A 20,153-nucleotide genomic window follows, 5' to 3' on the forward strand; every position below is an offset into this window, starting at 1 on the left:
ATTCACCGTCGAAAGGAAAAACAATGTCCCGACCTTCTTCGCGACGCTTCTGGCGCGCGTTAGTAGTTCCCACCGCGCTCGCCGCCACTGTCGCTATCGGCGCGACCGGCTGCACCACGAACGCCGGCACGAGCACCCACGACACCCTCCGCATCGCCTCGATCGGCAATGCGTCCTTCACCCGCAACTTCAATCCGTTCTCGCCGTCGGCCCTCAAGATCACCAACCGAGCGATCTACGAGTCGCCGATGGTGACGAACCTCGCGAAGGGCGAGATCGACCCCTGGCTCGCCAAGAGCTACCAGTGGAGCGACGACGGCCTGCAGCTGACCTTCACCCTGAACGACGGCCTCACCTGGTCCGACGGGGAGGCGCTGACGGCCGAGGACGTCGCCTACACCTTCGGCCTCGTCCGAACGGTTCTCGGCGAGTCGACCTACGACTATGTCGACTCGGTCGAGGCGACGGACGCCACCACCGTCACCTACACCTTCAACCGCCCCTACACCCCGGGGCTCTACGAGCTCGGCGTGCAGGTGGTCGTGCCCGAGCACATCTGGAAGGACGTCGATGACCCGGCCACCTTCCAGAACCCCGACCCGATCGGATCCGGTCCCTTTACCCAGGTGCAGAGTTTCTCGGCGCAATCCTTCGACCTGCTCCGTAATCCCGCCTACTGGCAGAAGGACAAGGCCGAGTACACCGGGATCCGCGTGATTGCGTACGGCGGCAACGACGCGGCGAACATCGCGGCGATCAACGGCGACATCGACTTCGGCCTGGGCTTCATCCAGGACATCCAGAAGACCTACGTCGACCCCGACCCCGAACACCGCGGCTACTGGTTCCCCTCCGTGGGCCCGACAATCTCGCTCACGCTCAACACCACCGAAGCGCCGTTCGACGACGTCGAGCTGCGCAAGGCCATCAGCATGGGTATCGACCGCGACAAGGTCGCCTCGACCGGGATGAGCGGCTACACCCACCCCGCCGACTGCACCGGCCTGAGCGACGCCTACGACTCGTGGCGCGACGACAGCGTCGTCTCGTCCTGCGACTGGACCAGCTACGACGTCGATGCGGCGAACGCGAAACTCGACGCCGCCGGCTACGCCAAGGGCTCGGACGGCATGCGCAACTCCCCCGACGGCACGCCCGTCTCTTTCTCGATCGGCGTCGGCTCCGCCTCCACCGACTGGATAGCGGTGGCGCAGGTCATCTCGGACGACATGAAGGCGCTCGGGATCGACGCTCCGCTCAAGGTGCAGGACTGGTCGCAGATCAACCAGGCGCTCTTCGGCGGCACCTTCCAGGGCAACATCGCCTGGAGCCAGACAGGGCTCACGCCCTACGAGTACTACCGCGGCATGCTCTCCTGCCGCACCGTCCAGCCCGCCGGCGAGCAGGCCACGCAGAACTTCCAGCGCTTCTGCGACCCACAGGCCGACGTCCTCCTCGATGAGTTCGCCGCGGCGACGAGCGAGGACGAGCAGCGCTCCGCGATGAACGAGTTGCAAGCCCTCTACTCCGAGAAGGCCCCGACTATCCCGCTGTTCCCCGGACCGGAGTGGGGCTCCTACAACAGCACCACCTTCGTCGGCTGGCCGAGCGAGGACGACCCGTACGCGACCCTCTCCCCCGAGGCGTCGAGCACGGTCAAGGTCCTGACGTCCATCCACCCGCGCTCGTGATCCTGGCGCCCTAGTGATCCTGGCGGCGGGGCCCACCGGTCCCGCCGCCTCCCCCTCCTCGACTCGAAGGCGACTCCTGTGACCCTGTTGTACAAGCCCGACCGCGCGCGCCTGGGCGACACCATCCCCTATTTCGCCGACGGCGTTTTCCATGTGTTCTACCTCAAGCGCTACGCGGACGACACGCACGACCGCATCGAGACCGACTGGTGGCACGTCTCGACGACCGACTTCGTCGAGTTCGAGGAGCACGGCCCCGCCATCCGCCGCGGCGGCCTGCGTGACGCCGACGCCTCGGCCGCCACCGGCAGCGTCATCCGCATCGGCGAGCGCTACGTCGCCTACTACACCGGCTTCAGCGAGTGGCAGAAGGAGCAGGGCGGCCGCCACCAGACCGTGCTGCGCGCCACCAGCACCGACCTCGTGACCTGGGAGAAGGACACGGACTTCGCGCTCGTGGCCGACGCCGAGCGCTACGACCCGCACGAGTGGCGCGACCCCTTCGTCCTCGAGCAGGAGGACGGCAGCTACCTGATGCTGATCGCCGGCCAGAGCCTCGACGGGCCCGCGCTGCGCCGCGGGGTCACTGCCACAGCGACCTCCGCCGACGGGCTGACCTGGATCGTCGGCGAGCCGCTCTGGGCTCCCGGGCTTTTCTCGATGCACGAGTGCCCCGACCTGTTCCGCAGGGGCGAGCGCTGGTACCTCGTCTACTCCACACTCACCGACCGCACGGTTACCCGCTACCGCACGGCGACCTCGCTCCAGGGGCCGTGGACGGCTCCCGACGACGACGAGCTCGACGGGCTCGGGCTGTACGCGGCGAAGACGATCTCGGACGGCGAGCACCGCTACCTCGTCGGTTGGTGCCCCAACTACGCCGTCGGCAAGGACGGCGCGCCCTGGCTCTGGGGCGGCAACCTCGTCGTCCACGAGCTGCTGCAGAACTCCGACGGCAGCCTGCGCGTCGTGGAGGCCGGCCTCACCCGGCGGGCGCTGGAGCAGGGCCGAGCGGCGGCTCCGGTCACCCTCGAGGCCTCGAGCGTGGGCTCGGAGCACGGCTTCGAGCGCCGGGTCCTGACGCGCATGCCGCACACGGGCCTCGTCGACCTGATGCTCACCCCCGCGCCCGGAACCACGGCCTTCGGCATCGAGCTGCGGACCGACGAGACCGGCCGGCCCGGCTACTCCGTGACGATCGAGCCAGGGAAGCACCGGGTGCGGATCGACCGCCTCGACCGCTTCGGCTCGGACGCACCCTTCGACGTGCGCCCGTTCGAGGCCCCCGAGGGCGAGCTCACGGTGACGATCGTGTTCGACGGCGACGTCTCGGTGGTCTACCTCGGCGGCTCGACCGCCGTCACCTTCCGCGGCTACGACCAGCGAGGCGACCTGCTCGCGGTCTTCGCCCAGGAGGGACATCTCGAGGTTTCCGGGGAGCTCCGGAGCATCCAGGAGAACAAGGAGGACGACCAATGAGCAGCGACTGGCTCACCCGCGCGAACGCAGCCCTGATCGCCGGGGACAGCTCGCGGGCTGTGACGGCCGAGAACCCCACGGGAGCCCCGGGCGAGGGCGGCCGTGCCGCCTCGATCCTCGGCCCCGGCCGGAAGGGCGCCCCGTGCATCACCCTCCCCGCCGGCGAGACGACCACGCTGGCCGATCTCTCGGGCGCCGGCGAGATCCGGCATATCTGGTTCACCGTCGCTACGCACACCGACGCCGTCGGCTTTGTGCTGCGCGACCTGGTGCTGCGGATGTACTGGGACGGCTCAGAGACGCCGGCCGTCGAGGCGCCGCTGGGCGACTTCTTCTGCAACGGCAACGGCCAGCGCAGCCTGGTCACCTCGAGCCTCGTGCTCGTCGCGCCGACCGGAGGGATGAACGCCTACTTCGCGATGCCGTTCGCCGACGGGGCGCGGGTCACGATCCAGAACCAGCACCCCGTCGACGTGGGCGGCCTGTTCTACCAGATCGACTACCTCGAGAAGGCGGATCCCGCCGAGGTCGGCCCGCTCCGCTTCCACGCGGAGTACCGGCGCGAGAACCCGACGACGCGCGGCGTGGACTATACGGTGCTGGACGGCGTCGAGGGCTCTGGCGTGTTCGTCGGCACGTCGCTGACGATCGTCGCGCTCGAGCGCTACTGGTGGGGCGAGGGCGAGATGAAGTTCTTCCTCGACGGCGACACCGACCACCCGACGATCTGCGGGACCGGCACCGAGGACTACTACGGCGGCGCCTGGGCGTTCCAGGACCGGCTGTCCAGGGAGATCGAGCCGCAGGTCCTCACCTACAGCGCCCCGTACGTCGGCTACCCGACCTACTCGATCCGCGACGAGTCGCAGCAGGCGGTCTACGCGACCGCGATGGCTCCCGTCCACGGGATGTACCGCTGGCACGAGCCCGACCCGATCTACTTCCACTCGAGCCTGCGGGTGGCCCTGCAGCAGATCGGGCAGGTCGGCCCGGACCTCGTGGAGCGCTCCGACGACGTGTCCTCGGTCGCCTACTGGTACCAGGACTCCCCAGCGCGTCCCGCGCGTCCCTTCCCGTCTCGAGCGGACCGTGTCCCCCGCTGAGTCCATCTCGTCCGGCGTGAGCCGGGCGGGACGCCCCTCCCCCTCCCCCAGATCCTCCGGAGGACCGCTCTCATGACCTTCGTGCTCCGCCGCCTCGGCTTTTACCTCATCGCCTTCTGGGCCTCGCTGACGATCAACTTTTTGCTCCCCCGCCTCATCCCCGGCGACCCCGTCGGCCGCATGATCGGAACGATGCAGGGCTCGCTCACCGACGAGCAGATCGACCAGTTCCGCCACCTCTTCGGGCTCGACGACCGCCCCCTCCCGCTGCAGTACGTGCAGTACCTCGGCGACGTCTTCACCGGGCACCTGGGCATGTCGATCTCGCAGTTCCCCACCCCCGTCACCGAGGTGATCGGGACGCAGCTCGGCTGGACCCTGCTGCTGGGCGGCTCCGCCCTCATCGTCGCCGTGATCCTCGGCAACCTGCTCGGCATCGTCGTCGCCTGGCGCCGCAACGGCGTGCTCGACCGGATCCTCCCGCCTCTGCTGGTCTTCGTCGGCTCGTTCCCCTACTTCTTCATCGCGATGGGCGCGCTGTTCCTGTTCGCCGTGACGCTGAAGTGGTTCCCGATCGGGCAGGCCTTCACCCTCGGGTCTCAGCCCTCGCTCTCGCCGCAGTTCCTCCGCGATGTGCTCACGCACCTCTTTCTACCGGCGCTGACGATCGTCGCCGTCTCGATCGGCGGCTGGATGCTCGGGATGCGCAACACGATGATCGCCACCTCGGCCGAGGACTACATCACGATGGCCCGCGCCAAGGGCCTGCGGGAGGGGCGGATCATGTTCCGCTACGCCGCTCGCAACGCGATGCTCCCCTCGATCACTTCTTTCGGCATGTCGATCGGCTTCGTCGTCGGAGGCGCGCTGCTGACCGAGGTCGTCTTCGCCTATCCGGGCATCGGGTACCAGCTTCTCCGCGCCGTGCAGGCGCTGGACTACCCGCTGATGCAGGGGATCTTCCTCACCCTGACCGCGGCGGTCCTGATCGCCAACTTCATGATCGACATCGTCTATGTGCGGCTCGACCCGCGCGTGCGAGTGAGGTAGCCATGTCCCTGCAGAACCCCGTCCCCGTCACCGCGGTCGAGGACCCGCTGAGCGCAAAGCCTGCGCCGACCCGCGTCGTCCGCGGCCACTTCCTCGCGCGCATCCTCCGCGATCGCCGCGCCTTGGTCGGCGTCGTGATCCTCGCGCTCTTCGTCCTGCTCTCGCTGGCCGCTCCACTCCTGTCACCCGGCGATCCGAACACCGCCGTCGTCGCCGGCTCCGAGCCGCCCTCCCTCGCCCACCTGCTCGGCTCGACGGCGAAGGGCGAGGACGTCCTCGCCCTGCTGCTCTGGGGCTCGCGCAGCTCCCTCTCGATCGGCTTCGCCGTGGGCATCGCCGCCACCGTCGTCGGCCTGATCGTCGGACTGGCGTCGGCCTACTTCGGGCGCGTCGTCGACGACGTGCTCTCCGTCGTGACGAACGTGTTCCTGCTGATCCCGGGGCTCCCGCTGCTGATCATTCTCGCGGCGTTCCTCCCGCCCGGCCCGGGCACGATCATCCTCGTGCTCGTCGCCACCGGCTGGGCGGGATCGGCGCGCGTGATCCGCTCGCAGGCGCTCTCGCTCCGCGGCAAGGACTTCATCGACGCGTCCGTCGTGACCGGTGAGCGCTCGTTGCACATCATGCTGCGCGAGATGCTTCCCAACATGGCGTCGGTCGTGATGAGCACCTTCCTCGCGTGCGTCATCTTCGGCATCGGCGCTCAGGCAGGACTGGAGTTCCTGGGCCTGGGCGACGTCTCCTCGGTCAGCTGGGGTACCAACCTCTACTGGTCCAGCATCGAGGGCTCTTTGATCCGCGCCACCTGGTGGACCTTCGTCCCCTCGGGCATCGCGATCGCGCTGGTCGCGTTCTCGCTCGCGCTCATCAACTACGCGGTCGACGAGATCACGAACCCGCGCCTCATCCGTGCGAAGAAGAAAGGCCTCCGGAAATGAGCACCACCCCCTCCGAGGACGACGTCGTCCTCGACGTCCGCAACCTCTCCATCGAGTACGAGACCGGCGCCGGTACCGTGCGCGCCGTGGACGACGTCTCCTTCACCATCCGCCGCGGCGAGACGTTCGGCCTCGCCGGCGAGTCGGGCAGCGGCAAATCCACGATCGCCATCGCGATCCTCCGCCTGCTCGGCGCCAACGGCCGAGTCGTCTCCGGCTCCATCCACTGCGACGGAGTCGACGTCACCTCCCTCGACGACGAGGAGTTGCGCCGCTTTCGCTGGAGCCGCGTCTCGATGGTCTTCCAGAGCGCGATGAATGCGTTGAACCCGGTGATGACCGTCGGCGACCAGATCGTCGACGTCCTCACCACCCACCGCGGCGATAGCCGGCGGGCGGCGCGGGAGCGGGCGGCAGAGCTGCTCGAGCTCGTCGGCATCGACCGCGCGCGGATCGACGCCTTTCCGCACCAGCTCTCCGGAGGCATGCGCCAGCGCGCCGTCATCGCGATCGCTCTCGCGCTTGAGCCGCCGATGCTGATCATGGACGAGCCGACCACCGCACTCGACGTGGTCGTGCAGCAGGAGATCATCCACGAGATCAAGGAGCTGCAGCAGCGCCTGGGCTTCGCGATCCTCTTCATCACGCACGACCTCTCCCTCATGGTCGAGATCTCGCAGCGGCTCGGCGTGATGCGGCACGGCAGGCTGCTCGAGAGCGGAGTCTCGCGCGAGGTCTACGCGAACCCGCAGAGCGACTACACGCGCAGGCTGATCGCGGCCTTCCCGCCGATCCAGCGCGGGCCCGTCGCCGCGATCGAGGCGGCGCCTGCACCCGAGGAGCGCCAGGTCGTCCTCGCCCTCAGCGGCCTCACCAAGGAGTTCCGTACCGGCGGGATCTTCTCGAAAAAGTCCACGGTCGCCGTCGACCACGCCGACCTCGACGTGCACGCCGGCGAGATCATGGCCCTCGTCGGCGAGTCCGGCAGCGGCAAGAGCACGATCGCCCGGATGCTCGCGCGGCTGGTCGAGCCGACCTCCGGCCGGATGGTGGTCGACGGGGTCGACGTGCTGAAGAAGGAGCCGCGACGCGCGACGCGCGCCTACCGCCGCACCGTGCAGATGGTCTTCCAGGACCCCTTCGGCTCGCTCAACCCGCCCAAGAAGGTGCGCCACTTCCTCGAGCGTCCGCTGGTCCTGCACGCCCCGGAGCTGAACGCCCGCGAGCGCACCGCCCGCGCCGAGGATCTCCTGCAGTCGGTCGAGCTGGACCCCGCCTTCCTCGACCGCTACCCGCACGAGCTCTCGGGCGGCCAGCGCCAGCGCGTGGCCGTCGCGCGCGCCCTCGCGGCCGACCCGACGGTGATCCTCGCCGACGAGCCGACCTCGATGCTCGACGTGTCGGTGCGGATGGGGGTCCTGCAGCTCCTGCGGCGCCTGCGCGACGAACGGGGCATCTCGATTCTCTACATCACCCACGACCTGGCCTCCGCGCGGTTCCTGGCGGACACCACGAGCGTGATGCTCCAGGGCGTGCTCGTGGAGGGCGGGAGCAGTGCCGAGGTGATGGACGCGCCCAGCCACCCCTACACGCAGCTGCTCATCTCGGCGGCGCCCGATCCGCACCGGACCGAGGCCTTCGACCGCGCAGACCGCGCGCAGGCCCGAGCCGAGATCGCGAGCATCACCTCCCGTCGCAGCGCCGGTGCGGACCGTGGCGCCGTGCAGTGGCTGACTCCCACCCACTGGGTGAACCGCGACGGCGTCGAGGACACCGACCGCGACTCGCTCGGCGGCGTCCCGGACACTACGGCCGACGGCACCACCGATAACGCAGCACTCCCCCGCCCCGAGAGGACTCCTCGATGACCACCACCGCCCTCTCCGTGAGGCCGGCCGTGCACTTCGCGCCGGCCCGCAACTGGATGAATGACCCGAACGGTCTCATCCACCACGGCGGCCGCTACCACCTGTACTTCCAGCACAACCCGAGCGGCGACGACTGGGGGAACATGAGCTGGGGACACGCCTCGAGCGCCGACCTCCTCGAGTGGACTGAGCACCCGGTTGCGCTGCTGCACGACGAGCAGGAGGGCGTCTTCTCCGGCTCGATCGTCCTCGACGCCGCGAACTCCTCGGGCTTCGGCTCTGTCGAACACCCGCCGCTCATCGCCCTCTACACCTCGGACCGCGAGGGCAGCCAGGCGCAGGCCCTCGCCTGGAGCACCGACGGCGGTGAGACCTGGTCTAAGCACGGGGTGGTCCTGGACCGCGGAACCGCCGACTTCCGCGATCCGAAGGTGATCCGCTACGAGGACCACTGGGTCATGGCGACGGTGGAGGCGCTCGACCGCCAGGTGCACCTTTTCCGCTCCGACGACCTCCGGTCGTGGACGCCGCTGTCCGTCTTCGGCCCGGGCGGCGCGACCGACGGGATCTGGGAGTGCCCCGATCTTTTCCCGCTCGACGGCCGCTGGGTCCTGGTGCTCTCGCTGAACCCGGGGAACCCGGCGGGTGGCTCCGGGATGCAGTACTTCGTCGGCGACTTCGACGGCACCACGTTCACTGCAACCTCGTGGGACTGGCTCGACCGCGGCCACGACTTCTACGCCGGCGTAACCGTCGCTGACTCCCCCGAGCCGACGATGATCGGCTGGATGAGCAACTGGGCCTACGCCGACGCGGTCCCCACCTCGCCCTGGCGCGGGTCGGCCGCGCTCCCCCGTCTGCTCTCGCTCAAGGGGGAGCGCCTCGTGCAGCGTCCAGCGCTGCCGCCCACCGGCGAGCCCGACTTCTCCTGGCAGGATCCGTCCCCCGATTCCGGCCTGCTCCTGCTGCCGGAGAGCGCGCACGGCCGGGCGCTCCGGATCCGGCTGCGCTGTCGGCCCGCCACGGCCGCCCTCGAGCTCGTCGTCCGGGCCTCGGCGGACGGATCGCGCGGGACGGTCGTCCGCGTGGAGGCGGACCGGCTGTGCGTCGACCGCCGCGAGTCGGGCGACGTCCGGTTCTCGCCGGTCTTCGCGAGCGTCTCGGAGGCAGCGCTGCCGACGGGCGCCGACGGGAGTGTCGAGCTCGATGTGTGGGTCGACGTCTCGTCGATCGAGGTCTTTGCCGACGGGGGCCGGGTCGTCGTCACCGACCAGGTCTTCCCCGCCGACGATGACACCGCGGTGCTGCTGCGCGCGGAGCCGTCCATCCTCGCCGGAGCCACCCTCGATGTCACCGTGCTCGATGGCCGCTGAGGCGGGCGCGCCGGTCCTCGTCCTCGGCGAGATGCCGATCGACGAGCTGCGCACACCGGAGGGATGATCGGCGACGATCCGGCGGGAGCTCTGATCCGGCGCTACCTCTGATCCGGCGCTACCTCGACGAGCACGGCGGGCCGCGGCACTCCTTTTCCGTGGAGTCCCGCTTCCGCACGCTCGTGCCGACGTTCGTCGGCGAGGGCCTGCGCCTACGCCCCGGTCCTGTGCCCCGGGGTGGAGATCGCGACCAGGGGGATTCTCGGCGTGCCAGGAGTGACACCGTTGCTCACGGGCGGGCACGCTCCGGGCTGTCCTCCGGACACTGTACGAATTTTCTTCGAAGACGCGCACACGGCGTTCACACGGCACTCAGCCCGGGCCCGGCACCTCCCCCGAACCGCGAGCGACGAGCGTGGTCGGGATCACGAAGGTCTGCGCCGGCTCGTCCCCCCCGTCGAGCCGCAGGAACACGCGCTCCGCCGCCGTCCGACCGATCAGCGCAGGATTCTGCGCGATCACCGAAACGGCGGGCTCGAGCATCTCGGCGAGGGGGATGTCGTCGAAGCCGATCAGCGCGACCCGGCCGTGCGCGCCTCGACTGCGCAGCGCGGCGAGCACTCCGATCGTGATCAGGTTCTGCCCTCCGACGATCGCGGTCGGCGGCGTCGGAAGCTCCAGTAGCGCGGTCGCCATCTCCTCGGCCGCGTGCTCGTCGTGAGCGCCGTGGCGGACGTATCCGGGCGGCACCGGCAGGCCGCGCCGACCCATCTCCTCGAGGAAACCGCGTTCGCGCTCCTTCGCCGTGAAGATCTCTGGCCGGTCGCCGAGGAAGGCGATGCGGCGGTGTCCGAAGGAGACCAGGTGACCCACCGCTCGCGCGATGCCGGCCGCGTTGTCGGAGATCACCGCGTCCGCCGTGATGCCCGAGGGGACGCGGTCGACGAACACGGCGGGCGTGCCGCGGGCGATCTCGACACCCAAATAGGCCTGGCTCGGCGCGACGGTGGTCAGGATCAGCCCGTCGACACGCCGCGACACGAACGCATTCACGCTGGAGCGCTCGCGCGCCGGATCGTCGTCGAGGCTGGAGGCGAAGACCGCCACTCCGCGCTCGTTCGCCAGATCCTCGACCGCACGGTGCAGGGCCCCCGAGAACGGGTTGGCCACGCTGCCCACCAGCAGGCCCAGCGTGTTCGTGCGCCCGTTGGAGCGACGGAGGTTCCCCGCGTGCAGATCGGGTTGGTACTGCAACTGCGCGGCGGCGGCCCGCACTCGTTCGATCGTCGCGGCCGACACGTTCGGCTCGCCGTTGATGACACGCGAGACCGTCTTGATGCCGACCCCCGCGAGAGCAGCTACGTGCTTCATGGTGGGGCGCCGACCGGCACCCTCTGACAACGGTGTCACGTTACGATCTCGCTTTCTGGAGGATCGCTTGACCTTAGCGCCCCGAACCCGCTAGACCTACCTCTGACATCGTTGTCGGGAGGCTGCTCCCGCCCTATGAACAGGACTTTCAATGACGAACCGTTCCCCTCGCCTCACCCGGTACCTTGGCCTCGGCTCCGTCGCGATCCTCGCGGCCCTGGGCATGACCGCCTGCTCCAGCTCCTCCGGAGGAGGCTCGCCCGCCGGAAGCAGTGACGGCGTCGGCGTCACCCTCATCGTGAAGACCACCTCCAACCCCTTCTTCGTCGCGATGGAGGATGGCGCCAAGGCGGCCGCGACCTCGGCCGGAGTCAACCTCACGCTCGCCGCGGGCAAGGAGGACGGCGACGAGGACACCCAGATCCAGGCCATCGAGAACGCCATCTCAAAGGGCGACAAGGGCATCCTGATCACCCCGAACGGCCCCTCCGTCGTCGATGCGATCCAGAAGGCGCGCGACGCCGGCCTCTTCGTGATCGCCCTCGACACCGCCCCCGACCCGGCCGACGCGGTCGACATCACCTTCGCCACCGACAACTTCGCTGCCGGCGAGTCCATCGGCAAGTGGACCGCCGCGCAGCTCGACGGCAAGAAGGCGACCATCGCGATGCTCGACCTCTTCGACGACAAGGTCGTCTCGGTCGACTACAACCGCGACCAGGGCTTCCTCACGGGTATGGGGATCGACGTCGCCGACAAGGCGACCAACGGCGACGAGGCGAAGACCGGCAGCTACAGCGGCGGCGACTACGAGCTCGTCGGCAACGAAGCCACCCAGGGCGCCGAGGACGGTGGGCGCACCGCGATGGAGACCCTGCTCTCCAAGAACCCCGACGTCACCGTCGTCTACACGATCAACGAGCCCGCCGCCTACGGCGCCTACCAGGCCCTCCAGGCCGCGGGCAAGGAGAAGGACGTGCTGCTGGTCTCGATCGACGGCGGTTGCGCCGGCGTGAAGAACGTCAAGGACGGCCTGATCGGCGCCACCGCGCAGCAGTACCCGGTGAAGATGGCGCAGCTGGGCGTCGAGGCGATCGCGCAGCTCGCGGAGGACGGCACCAAGCCCAGCACCAGCGCCGGGCTCGACTTCTTCGACACCGGCTCGGCCCTCGTCACCGACACCCCGGTCGACGGCCTCGACAGCATCAGCTCCGACGACGCGTCCGGGATCTGCTGGGGCGAGTAACCCGCTCGGGCGGGGCGTCCGGCGCCCCGCCCCCCTCCTCCGTTCCCAGCAACCTCAGAAAGGCCATCGTGGCTCAGAAGACCACCGACCCGAATCCGCCGACCTCGGCCCTGGATCTCGCCAGCGAGTTCCTCGACAGACGCACGCCGCTCGACCGCGTCCGCGGGGTCCTGCACCGCTACCCCGCCGTCAGCCCCGCCGTCGTCCTCGTCCTGGCGATCATCGTCTTCGGAGTGCTGAACGACCGCTTCCTCGACCCGTCGAACCTCTCGCTGATCACCCAGCAGGTCGCGGTGGTCGGTACCCTCGCCGTCGCGCAGACCCTGATCATCCTCACCGCCGGCATCGACCTCTCGGTCGGCGCGGTGATGGTCCTCACCTCGATGGTCATCGCGCAGACCGCGACCGAGAACGGCCTCCCCGCGATCGTCGCACTGCTGCTCGGCCTGGTCGTGGGCCTTGCGGCCGGCGCCTTCAACGGCATGCTCGTGACCCGGCTCCGGCTCCCTCCGTTCATCGTCACCCTCGGCACGCTCAACATCTTCGTCGCGCTGACGCTCCTGTACTCGAGCGGATCGACGGTCCGCGGCACCGACATGCCGGCGCTGCTGCCCTCCACCGGCGGCACGTTCGACGTCCTCGGCGTCCGGGTCAGCTACGGCGTACTGCTGATGCTCGCGCTCTACATCGTCGTCGCGTTCATCCTCGGTAAGACCGCCTGGGGCCGGCACGTCTACGCGGTGGGCGACGATAAGGAGGCCGCCCGACTCGCCGGAATCAGCGTGAACCGCGTGCTGATGAGCGTCTACCTCGCCGCCGGCGCGATCCTCGCCATCGGCGCCTGGATCCAGATCGGCCGCACCAACGCGGCCAGCCCCAACGCCGGAGCCGATCTCAACCTCGACTCGATCACCGCCGTCGTGATCGGCGGCACCAGCCTCTTCGGTGGTCGCGGTACGGTCTGGGGCACGCTCCTGGGCGCCCTCATCGTCGGCGTCTTCCGCAACGGGCTCTCGCTCGCCGGACTCGACGTCCTCTACCAGACGCTCGCTGTCGGCGTCCTCATCATCGTCGCCGTCTCGGTCGACCAGTGGATCCGGAAGGTTCGCAAGTGACCCTCATCGACGCCGCGGGCACTGCTCCCGCCGCCGCCCGCACCCCCGTCCTGCAGGCCAAGCGCCTCGTGAAGACCTTCGGCCGCGTCGTCGGGCTCGACGGCGTCAGCCTCGAGCTCTACCCCGGCGAGGTCCTGGCGATCATCGGCGACAACGGCGCCGGCAAGTCCACGCTGATTAAGTGCCTCACCGGCGCCGAGATCCCCGACGAGGGCGAACTCTTCCTCGACGGGCAGCCCGTCTCGTTCAAGCGACCGCAGGACGCCCGCGGTGCCGGCATCGAGACGGTCTACCAGAACCTCGCCGTCTCGCCGGCCCTGGACGTCGCCTCGAACCTCTACCTCGGCCGCGAGAAGCGCAAGAAGGGGATCCTCGGCTCCGTGTTCCGGATGCTCGACACGGCCGGCATGCGCAAGGAGGCCCGCGCAGAGCTGACCGAGCTGGGCATCTCGACGCTGCAGGACGTGACGGTCCCGGTCGAGAACCTCTCCGGAGGACAGCGCCAGGCTGTCGCCGTCGCCCGCGCCGCCGCGTTCGGCTCCAAGGTCGTCGTCCTCGACGAGCCGACCGCCGCCCTCGGCGTCCGCGAGTCGAACCAGGTGCTGCAGCTGGTGCGCAACCTGCGCGACCGCGGCATCCCGGTCATCCTGATCAGCCACAACATGCCGCAGGTCTTCGACGTGGCCGACCGGATCCACATCCAGCGCCTCGGCAAGAAGGCCGCGACGATCACGCCGCAGTCGCACTCGATGACCGACGCCGTCGCGATCATGACCGGGGCGGCGACGGCATGAGCGCACGGATCCTCGTCGCCGAGTTCACCGCGAAGCCCGGCCACGAGGAAACGGTCGCCGGAATGATCGCCGACCTCGCCGTTCTGGTCCGGCAGGAGCCGGGCAACGTCGAGTTCGTGCCCTACCGCCGAGAGGACGACCCGGCGCGGTTCTTCGTGTACGAGGTCTACCGCGATGAGGAAGCATTCCAGGCGCACATCTCGGCCGACTACGGCGCCGTGTTCAACGAGAAGCTGGGCCCGCTGATCGTGCAGCCGCACTCGCAACTCACCTGGCTCGCGGCGGTCTGACCCGCGCCTTATGCCCGCCGCGTCGATCCGTCGCCTGCGGCCCGTGCCGAGTCTGCGCACGGGCCGCCAGCGCCGGATCGACGCCGCGGGTGCGGGTGGGGCGACCGGCCTGCCAACAACCTCGCCTCGGGTGGGATTTTCGTACATCCGTGTGCGACTCATTGAGGTAGGCCGTCAGTATCACGTCATCGCGGCAAAAGATGCCGCCTCGCTAGGGACATGCTGCATTGCCTCGATACGCCGTCTCCCCGTCCCCGCTGACCCCTCTCGGGCGACCGAGATGTGTCAGTCGTGGTCAGACGCCCGAGGTCATCGGCTTTGGTGATCACGTTGTCGAGTGTGGTGGCCTTCGTCAGCGCGCCGAGTGGGAGAAGGTTGCCGGCGATCTGGCCGAGGACGAACGCGTCTCCTGAGGCGGCTTTCCCGGCGATAGTGGCCAGCTGGTTCCAGAACTGGGAGAACGCTTCGCCGTTGGTCGCGAGGGTGAACACACCGGTCACCGTGTCGTGCATGTTCAGCTGCAGCGCTCCGCTGACCTGGTCTCCCAACCCAGACCCGGCACCGACGAGAAACTGCAAGTCGTGATCGCCGGACGCGATCGCGGGCTGCGCGAGGGTGACGTCATACCACTGGCCGATGCCCTGGCTGGCCATCCCGACCAGGTTCAAGCCCTCACCCGTGGACGCGATGGTGGCGTGATCAATCGCACTGTTCACACCCCCGGCGATCAGCGACCCACCCAGCCCGGCCAACGCGAGACTCAAGCCCGCGCTGAACGGCGTCCCCACCACACCCACCGCGACAACGACCGCGCCCGCGACGATCTGCAACCCATCCCACATTGAGCCCCAGAGAGCGTCTTCTGTCCGCTTCCGCTCCGCGTCCGCGGCCACATCAGCGACATACCCCGAGAACAGAGCCTCCACCCAGTGGATGCGACCTCCCGATTCTGCTCGCAATACTCCACCTTCCCCCCGGTCAGCTCCCCCAACGTCCGCAACGTCAGAGTGAAGCTCCCCGGCAGATAGGAGCGTCCCTGCCCGACCGTGAGACTCCCCAGATTCGCCACCACCCGGTTCAACTCCGCCACAAGGTTTTTCACCTGACCGAACCCCGGATTGGTGGCCTCATACGCCGCCCACGCCTCCTGCTGAGACTTCGCGATCAGACGCAAGGTCCTCCCGGTCTCACTCGCCGGCTAGCTCAGCTTCAAGCTGCGCCTTCCACGCGAAGTCACCTTCCCAGTTCTCCCAGAAGTCGTCTTTCTTCTCTTCGGCCGTCAGATCGTCGTAGTACGTCCAGTCACTCTCCACCTGACCCGTTTTTGTGTCCACCGCCCAGCGAAACCGGACAGGAGACTTACCCTGCAACTCGCGGAGAATGTCATGCAACTCAACAATCCGTGGCTGAATGAATCCACAACTCTCATCGAACCCAGCGTCACCCAGGACATCAGAGACGTCGAGGACACCGCCACCGACAACAACATTCCTGAGATTGCCTTCGTATCCTGTAATGTTCCCCCGCGCATCGTCAGTGATTTTGCCCTGCACGTAGAACTTGTCGACTTTATCACCGACTTGCTGCATGGTGAAGCCCAGAATCTCGTCCTGGATTTCCGACAGTCGTTCAAAACTGGTCTCGTTGGACATCAGCTTCCTCGTCGGCTAGTTTCGGGCGCAGTATATAAATGGTCTAGAAAACGTGACGCGGCTCAAACCTCGCCCGAGCTTTCTTATATCTATCTACGAGCGAGGATCTCGTGTTGGATCCGCTTACCGAGTTGCACCTCTTCCAGAGAGTTCCCGCCAAGCACGCGACCGTCGCCGATGCGGAACAATATCCCGTCTTTGAGCGGCTCATGCCGTACCCCGTCCGGAAGGAACTCGACGAACGATGAGTCTGCCCGGTAGTTCAGCCAACCCAGCTGCTCTTTCGTCTCTGAGTCGTGCACTGCGTCACGATAAGCCCGCTCGGTGACGAGCGCGCGATCAGGGTTCCACAACTCGATCATGTATTGAAACACCCGCTCAGACACCACCGGGTCAAGCAACGGCGACGCAGGATCGCCCACCTTCAACAACACGCTATTCGACAGGCGAGGACTTGTAGCTCCCGCAAATATCGACACACGCACATATTCACGCGAACGTTGCCTTTCTGGCTCGGTCACAAGGCTAAAGCTCCAACCGACAATTGCCGTTGAATTCGCGGTGGGGCACCCATCGTCATCAAGGTGCGTGAAGAAATGCTTAGGAGCACTCATATCCCAGCCGCGTTCGAGCATAAGCTCATCAAGGTGCTGGAGATCAGCTCCAAGCGGTTTCTCGTCGTTCATTCGATCGCCGAGCACATACCACGTTTCGAAGACGGGATGCAACTCTCGTAGCCCTTCAAGGAACCTTCGTACCTGGATCGCGAACTGAACGAATGTCAGCTCGCGTGGTTCCCAGAATACGCCGAGATATGATTGAAACGTAGTCATAGTTCCTCACTTTAGCTCAATACGGAGTATGAACGGTTCTGATTGCGCCTTCGAAGCCCTCGTCCCTCAGCAGCAGATCAACTGCTTGCTTGGCGGCCTCTGTAGAGAAATGCCATTCGACAGGCGTGTCGCCGGCTGCAGCGACCTGTTTTTTAATTTCCGTCAGTGTTCCTTCTTGCCAGAAGTCGGCGGCTATTGGTGGGTACTTCTGCCAGTCCTTGGCGTCAGTGAGCACATGACGGATCGGATCGTATCCGTCGAAGTGTACGCCATTTACTCGGTACTCTGTGCCGCGTTCCATGCTTGTGATGAACTCTTGGTAGTCGATGCCCCCGGTTCGTTTTGGTGATTTCTCCCAGATGCCGGGTCCACCCTCGGTCTGGCCGCGCCAAGATTCCCCAGCACGAGGGAGCTCGCCCTGCTTCAGCGTCAACAGTCCGGCATCGGCAGATAACTGATCACCACCGCCTCCGCGGTTTCCAGCATCGAAGTCCGGACCTCCACTACGCGACTTCACGGTCGACCCGTCAATCGGGTCTAATGGTCGTATTGTGGGCGTGAATTCGTCGCTGACTGTCACTCGTCCCGCGCCGAGGTGGTTCTTGAGCCAGTCCATCGCGCTGGTGGCATCACTCGCGGCGGCGATCGTGACGTGTTTCCCGAAGTCGAGGTCGTCGGCCTTCGTGGTCAGACGCCCGAGGTCGTCGGCTTTGGTGAGCAGGTTGTCGAGTGTGGTGGCCTTCGTCAGCGCGCCGAGTGGGAGAAGGTTCCCGGCGATCTGGCCGAGGACGAACGCGTCTCCTGAGGCGGCTTTCCCGGCGGTAGTGGTCAGCTGGTTCCAGAACTGGGAGAACGCTTCGCCGTTGGTCGCGAGGGTGAACACACCGGTCACCGTGTCGTGCATGTTCAGCTGCAGCGCTCCGCTGACCTGGTCTCCCAACCCAGACCCGGCACCGACGAGAAACTGCAAGTCGTGATCGCCGGACGCGATCGCGGGCTGCGCGAGGGTGACGTCATACCAGTGGCCGATGCCTTGGCTGGCCATCCCGACCAGGTTCAGGCTCTCGCCCGTGGACGCGATGGTGGCGTGATCGATCGCACTGTTCACGCCCCCGGCGATCAGCGACCCGCCCAGCCCGGCCAACGCGAGACTCACGCCCGCGCTGAACGGCGTCCCCACCACACCCACTGTGACAAGGACCGCGCCCGCGACGGTCTGCAACCCATCCCACAGCAGGCCCGACACGGCGTCTTCCTTGCGCTGGCGTTCGGCGTCCGCCTCAACGTCATCGACGTATCCGGAGAACAGGGCCTGCCACCCGTCGGAGGCGACCTGCTGGTTCGTCCGGCAGTATTCCAGCATCCCGCCGGTCAGCTCCCCCAACGTCCGCAACGTCAGAGTGAAGCTCCCCGGCAGGTAGGAGCGTCCCTGCCCGACCGTGAGGCTCCCCAGGTTCGCGACCACCCGGTTCACCTCCGCCACCAGGTTCTTCACCTGAGTGAACCCGGGATCGGTGGCTTCATACGCGGCCCACGTCTCCTGCTGAGTTTTCGCGATCGACCGCATCCGCTCGAAACCCTCCGCGGCATTATCGGCCGCGCCAGCGCCAGCGCCGTCCAGCGACACCAGATGCGACGCGCTAGCAGCAATCGACCGCAAGTCGGCCGCGAACCCCCGCAACCGCCCGATACCAGTATCAAGCTGGGTGACGTGCGCGTCGTACTCATCGTTCACGAGCCGGAAATTCCCGTCCGCGTCCACCTGGGAATACCCGCTCCAATACACGCCAATCGCGGTCTGGAACGTGGACAAGCACACCAGCAGCGACTGCACGATCGGGACATGCACTTCCCGAATATACGCACGCATCGCATCCGCACCCTGACCACTAATAGTCCCAGATTCGGCCAGATTCACGAGCCCCTGCAAGAGCGCATCAAGCGCCTCCCCCCGCTCCGCGAGACTCTTCTGCAACCCCGGAGACGACGCCTGCCACGAATCCGCAGAAAACTCCACCACGCTGCTCACTGCGACACCTCGCCACCCTGCGCGTCCTGCACCTCAATACCCACCCCGAGCAGGTCGAACTCGACCGTGTCCTTTCCCGCCGCCGCACCATACGACGCGACCAGGGCGGACAGGCCCGCGAAGATCTCGGACACAACCGTGACCCCCGAAACATTCAAGTCACCACCCCGATCCCACCCACCGCCCGCCTCCGCCACACAGGACGTCAAAGTAGACACCGACCGGGTCTCCTCATGGAACCCATCAGCTACGCCTCGCGTATCTGAACCCATGATCTCTTACCCCCTCTTACGTCTCGATCAGGTCAGCTACTTCTTTGCTCGCCTCTTCCTTGAATTCAAGAATTCTCGCGCAGCTTCTTCGCCGTGCCGCTTCCTGATGACGAAATACCTCACGACCTCGACGATCGCACCGATAATGAGCCAGGCAAAAAGTACGACGCCAAGAACTACGCCAAATATTTTCCCAAGTACATAAGCATCCATAACTCTTCTTGCCTTTCCTATTCTTGAATCACACAATTGAGAAGCGGGCACATGCGGCCTGCCGGATGAAAATCTGTTCGACCAAGATTCCTTCAGTTAGCGCGATGGAGCGCAGATCGGTCGCGAAGTCCCTCGGCTGTTCCCTACTAGAATCGCTGCCGACATAGTCAGCCTCGCTGGTCTGACGGGACGTACACCTGATCGGGTGTCATCTCGTGACCGCTCGGGGTCTCGACTATGCGCTTGCCGCGCTCATAAACAACAATCTGTAGATCACTTCCGAAAGGAAGACCAGAGATGCCGATCAGGGCGGGCTCGATCTCGCAGACATCATTGAAGTCGTTGATACGCCAGTTGGTCGATTCGGCAAGAACTCACCACTGTCCGCCGCGCTCTTAATACGCCAACCATTGTCGGCGGGCGCTTCCAACGGCTCGCGCAACATCCAGCGCACCGCGGCGCCCTCCTAGGCGTTCACCGTCATCAAACACGCCCTAGCCTGCGGAATAAGGCAAGAATCTTCTGCACCCGGGAAGCTGCTAGAAGCCGAAGCTCTGCGCATCCTGCGCGTCACGCTCAGCAATAGTTTCCGCATACTTGTTCAACTGCTCGTTGATGTTCACCAGCAGCTCCTCGAACTTCTTCACGCTCTCGGAAAGCTGGTTGTACTGCTCGAGATACGCCTGGAACGCCTGACCCTTCCACTGCTCAGAAATGGTCGAGTTCATCTGGTTTACCTTTTGAATAGCCTGCTCGATCTCTTCCTTCGAGCGGGTGTAGACCTGAGCCTGCTGCTTCAGTTCTTCCGGCGTAACACTAATCTGAGCCATGAAATA

Annotated in this window: 19 protein-coding genes; 11 read left to right on the forward strand and 8 right to left on the reverse strand. The window is 66.7% G+C overall.

Translation table 11 applies throughout. The features are described 5' to 3' along the window. Positions 1 to 23: 23 nt before the first annotated feature. From C1O28_RS13210 to C1O28_RS13240, 7 genes are all read left to right on the forward strand, one after another. Positions 24 to 1,691 (forward strand): ABC transporter substrate-binding protein, encoded by a 1,668-nt coding sequence (locus tag C1O28_RS13210; protein ID WP_097167207.1) that lies wholly within the window; start codon positions 24 to 26, stop codon positions 1,689 to 1,691. Positions 1,692 to 1,769: 78 nt separating this feature from the next. Beyond that, a complete protein-coding gene (locus C1O28_RS13215) occupies positions 1,770 to 3,170 on the forward strand; it encodes a family 43 glycosylhydrolase (protein ID WP_097167208.1) in 1,401 nt (466 codons plus the stop codon). Beyond that, on the forward strand, positions 3,167 to 4,273 hold the full coding sequence (locus C1O28_RS13220; protein ID WP_097167209.1) for a glycoside hydrolase family 172 protein: 1,107 nt from the start codon (positions 3,167 to 3,169) through the stop codon (positions 4,271 to 4,273). The genes C1O28_RS13215 and C1O28_RS13220 overlap by 4 nt, the downstream gene beginning before the upstream one ends. 72 nt (positions 4,274 to 4,345) lie before the next feature. Then, positions 4,346 to 5,323 (forward strand): ABC transporter permease, encoded by a 978-nt coding sequence (locus tag C1O28_RS13225; RefSeq protein ID WP_097167210.1) that lies wholly within the window; start codon positions 4,346 to 4,348, stop codon positions 5,321 to 5,323. A 2-nt stretch (positions 5,324 to 5,325) separates the two neighbouring features. Further along, entirely contained in the window at positions 5,326 to 6,261 is a 936-nt protein-coding gene (locus C1O28_RS13230; RefSeq protein WP_097167211.1) for an ABC transporter permease, read from the forward strand. Next, the gene (locus C1O28_RS15875; RefSeq protein ID WP_097167212.1) at positions 6,258 to 8,129 is read left to right on the forward strand and encodes a dipeptide ABC transporter ATP-binding protein; all 1,872 of its coding nucleotides are present in this window, start codon (positions 6,258 to 6,260) and stop codon (positions 8,127 to 8,129) included. The genes C1O28_RS13230 and C1O28_RS15875 overlap by 4 nt, the downstream gene beginning before the upstream one ends. Next, positions 8,126 to 9,502, forward strand: coding sequence for a glycoside hydrolase family 32 protein (locus tag C1O28_RS13240; protein WP_097167213.1), 1,377 nt, complete (start codon positions 8,126 to 8,128; stop codon positions 9,500 to 9,502). The genes C1O28_RS15875 and C1O28_RS13240 overlap by 4 nt, the downstream gene beginning before the upstream one ends. 372 nt (positions 9,503 to 9,874) lie before the next feature. On the opposite strand, the gene C1O28_RS13245 is transcribed toward C1O28_RS13240, so the two are convergent. After that, entirely contained in the window at positions 9,875 to 10,873 is a 999-nt protein-coding gene (locus tag C1O28_RS13245; RefSeq protein ID WP_097167214.1) for a LacI family DNA-binding transcriptional regulator, read from the reverse strand. Between the two features lie 151 nt (positions 10,874 to 11,024). Here C1O28_RS13245 and C1O28_RS13250 point away from each other — a divergent pair, with 151 nt between their 5' ends. The 4 genes from C1O28_RS13250 (at position 11,025) to C1O28_RS13265 (ending at position 14,318) form a co-directional block, all read left to right on the forward strand. Further along, positions 11,025 to 12,119 carry a substrate-binding domain-containing protein gene (locus tag C1O28_RS13250; RefSeq protein WP_097167215.1) on the forward strand — a complete coding sequence of 365 codons (1,095 nt, stop codon included), beginning with the start codon at positions 11,025 to 11,027 and terminating at the stop codon, positions 12,117 to 12,119. Between the two features lie 68 nt (positions 12,120 to 12,187). Further along, positions 12,188 to 13,234 (forward strand): ABC transporter permease, encoded by a 1,047-nt coding sequence (locus C1O28_RS13255; RefSeq protein WP_097167216.1) that lies wholly within the window; start codon positions 12,188 to 12,190, stop codon positions 13,232 to 13,234. Next, on the forward strand, positions 13,231 to 14,028 hold the full coding sequence (locus C1O28_RS13260; RefSeq protein ID WP_068250304.1) for an ATP-binding cassette domain-containing protein: 798 nt from the start codon (positions 13,231 to 13,233) through the stop codon (positions 14,026 to 14,028). Before C1O28_RS13255 ends, C1O28_RS13260 begins: the two co-directional genes overlap by 4 nt. Beyond that, entirely contained in the window at positions 14,025 to 14,318 is a 294-nt protein-coding gene (locus C1O28_RS13265) for a putative quinol monooxygenase (protein ID WP_097167217.1), read from the forward strand. The genes C1O28_RS13260 and C1O28_RS13265 overlap by 4 nt, the downstream gene beginning before the upstream one ends. A 185-nt stretch (positions 14,319 to 14,503) precedes the next feature. Here the strand turns inward: C1O28_RS13265 and C1O28_RS13270 are convergent, their stop codons facing one another. From C1O28_RS13270 to C1O28_RS13295, 7 genes are all read right to left on the reverse strand, one after another. Then, positions 14,504 to 15,244 carry a hypothetical protein gene (locus C1O28_RS13270; RefSeq protein ID WP_097167218.1) on the reverse strand — a complete coding sequence of 247 codons (741 nt, stop codon included), beginning with the start codon at positions 15,242 to 15,244 and terminating at the stop codon, positions 14,504 to 14,506. A 261-nt stretch (positions 15,245 to 15,505) separates the two neighbouring features. Continuing rightward, complete coding sequence (locus C1O28_RS13275; RefSeq protein WP_097167219.1) at positions 15,506 to 15,970, reverse strand: hypothetical protein; 465 nt, start codon at positions 15,968 to 15,970, stop codon at positions 15,506 to 15,508. An 89-nt stretch (positions 15,971 to 16,059) separates the two neighbouring features. Beyond that, positions 16,060 to 16,803: an Imm52 family immunity protein gene (locus C1O28_RS13280; protein ID WP_127821537.1), complete on the reverse strand. Its 744-nt coding sequence runs from the start codon at positions 16,801 to 16,803 to the stop codon at positions 16,060 to 16,062. Between the two features lie 16 nt (positions 16,804 to 16,819). Further along, the gene (locus C1O28_RS13285) at positions 16,820 to 18,832 is read right to left on the reverse strand and encodes a Tox-REase-5 domain-containing protein (protein ID WP_104346949.1); all 2,013 of its coding nucleotides are present in this window, start codon (positions 18,830 to 18,832) and stop codon (positions 16,820 to 16,822) included. Then, complete coding sequence (locus tag C1O28_RS15255) at positions 18,829 to 18,966, reverse strand: hypothetical protein (RefSeq protein ID WP_164861122.1); 138 nt, start codon at positions 18,964 to 18,966, stop codon at positions 18,829 to 18,831. The genes C1O28_RS13285 and C1O28_RS15255 overlap by 4 nt, the downstream gene beginning before the upstream one ends. Before the next feature lie 655 nt (positions 18,967 to 19,621). Next, a complete protein-coding gene (locus tag C1O28_RS16170; protein ID WP_419866668.1) occupies positions 19,622 to 19,771 on the reverse strand; it encodes a hypothetical protein in 150 nt (49 codons plus the stop codon). An 85-nt stretch (positions 19,772 to 19,856) separates the two neighbouring features. Then, positions 19,857 to 20,147: a WXG100 family type VII secretion target gene (locus C1O28_RS13295; RefSeq protein WP_097167767.1), complete on the reverse strand. Its 291-nt coding sequence runs from the start codon at positions 20,145 to 20,147 to the stop codon at positions 19,857 to 19,859. Between the last annotated feature and the right edge of the window lie 6 nt (positions 20,148 to 20,153).

The organism is Rathayibacter rathayi, assembly GCF_004011095.1.
Taxonomy (GTDB): domain Bacteria; phylum Actinomycetota; class Actinomycetes; order Actinomycetales; family Microbacteriaceae; genus Rathayibacter; species Rathayibacter rathayi.

What these genes read in the sequence shown, in the direction of transcription:
- C1O28_RS13210 (WP_097167207.1), top strand. Translation starts at nt 24, where the DNA reads ATGTCCCGACCTTCTTCGCGACGCTTCTGGCGCGCGTTAGTAGTTCCC.
- C1O28_RS13220 (WP_097167209.1), top strand. Translation starts at nt 3,167, where the DNA reads ATGAGCAGCGACTGGCTCACCCGCGCGAACGCAGCCCTGATCGCCGGG.
- C1O28_RS13225 (WP_097167210.1), top strand. Translation starts at nt 4,346, where the DNA reads ATGACCTTCGTGCTCCGCCGCCTCGGCTTTTACCTCATCGCCTTCTGG.
- C1O28_RS13230 (WP_097167211.1), top strand. Translation starts at nt 5,326, where the DNA reads ATGTCCCTGCAGAACCCCGTCCCCGTCACCGCGGTCGAGGACCCGCTG.
- C1O28_RS15875 (WP_097167212.1), top strand. Translation starts at nt 6,258, where the DNA reads ATGAGCACCACCCCCTCCGAGGACGACGTCGTCCTCGACGTCCGCAAC.
- C1O28_RS13240 (WP_097167213.1), top strand. Translation starts at nt 8,126, where the DNA reads ATGACCACCACCGCCCTCTCCGTGAGGCCGGCCGTGCACTTCGCGCCG.
- C1O28_RS13245 (WP_097167214.1), bottom strand. Translation starts at nt 10,873, where the DNA reads ATGAAGCACGTAGCTGCTCTCGCGGGGGTCGGCATCAAGACGGTCTCG.
- C1O28_RS13250 (WP_097167215.1), top strand. Translation starts at nt 11,025, where the DNA reads ATGACGAACCGTTCCCCTCGCCTCACCCGGTACCTTGGCCTCGGCTCC.
- C1O28_RS13265 (WP_097167217.1), top strand. Translation starts at nt 14,025, where the DNA reads ATGAGCGCACGGATCCTCGTCGCCGAGTTCACCGCGAAGCCCGGCCAC.
- C1O28_RS13275 (WP_097167219.1), bottom strand. Translation starts at nt 15,970, where the DNA reads ATGTCCAACGAGACCAGTTTTGAACGACTGTCGGAAATCCAGGACGAG.
- C1O28_RS13280 (WP_127821537.1), bottom strand. Translation starts at nt 16,803, where the DNA reads ATGACTACGTTTCAATCATATCTCGGCGTATTCTGGGAACCACGCGAG.
- C1O28_RS13295 (WP_097167767.1), bottom strand. Translation starts at nt 20,147, where the DNA reads ATGGCTCAGATTAGTGTTACGCCGGAAGAACTGAAGCAGCAGGCTCAG.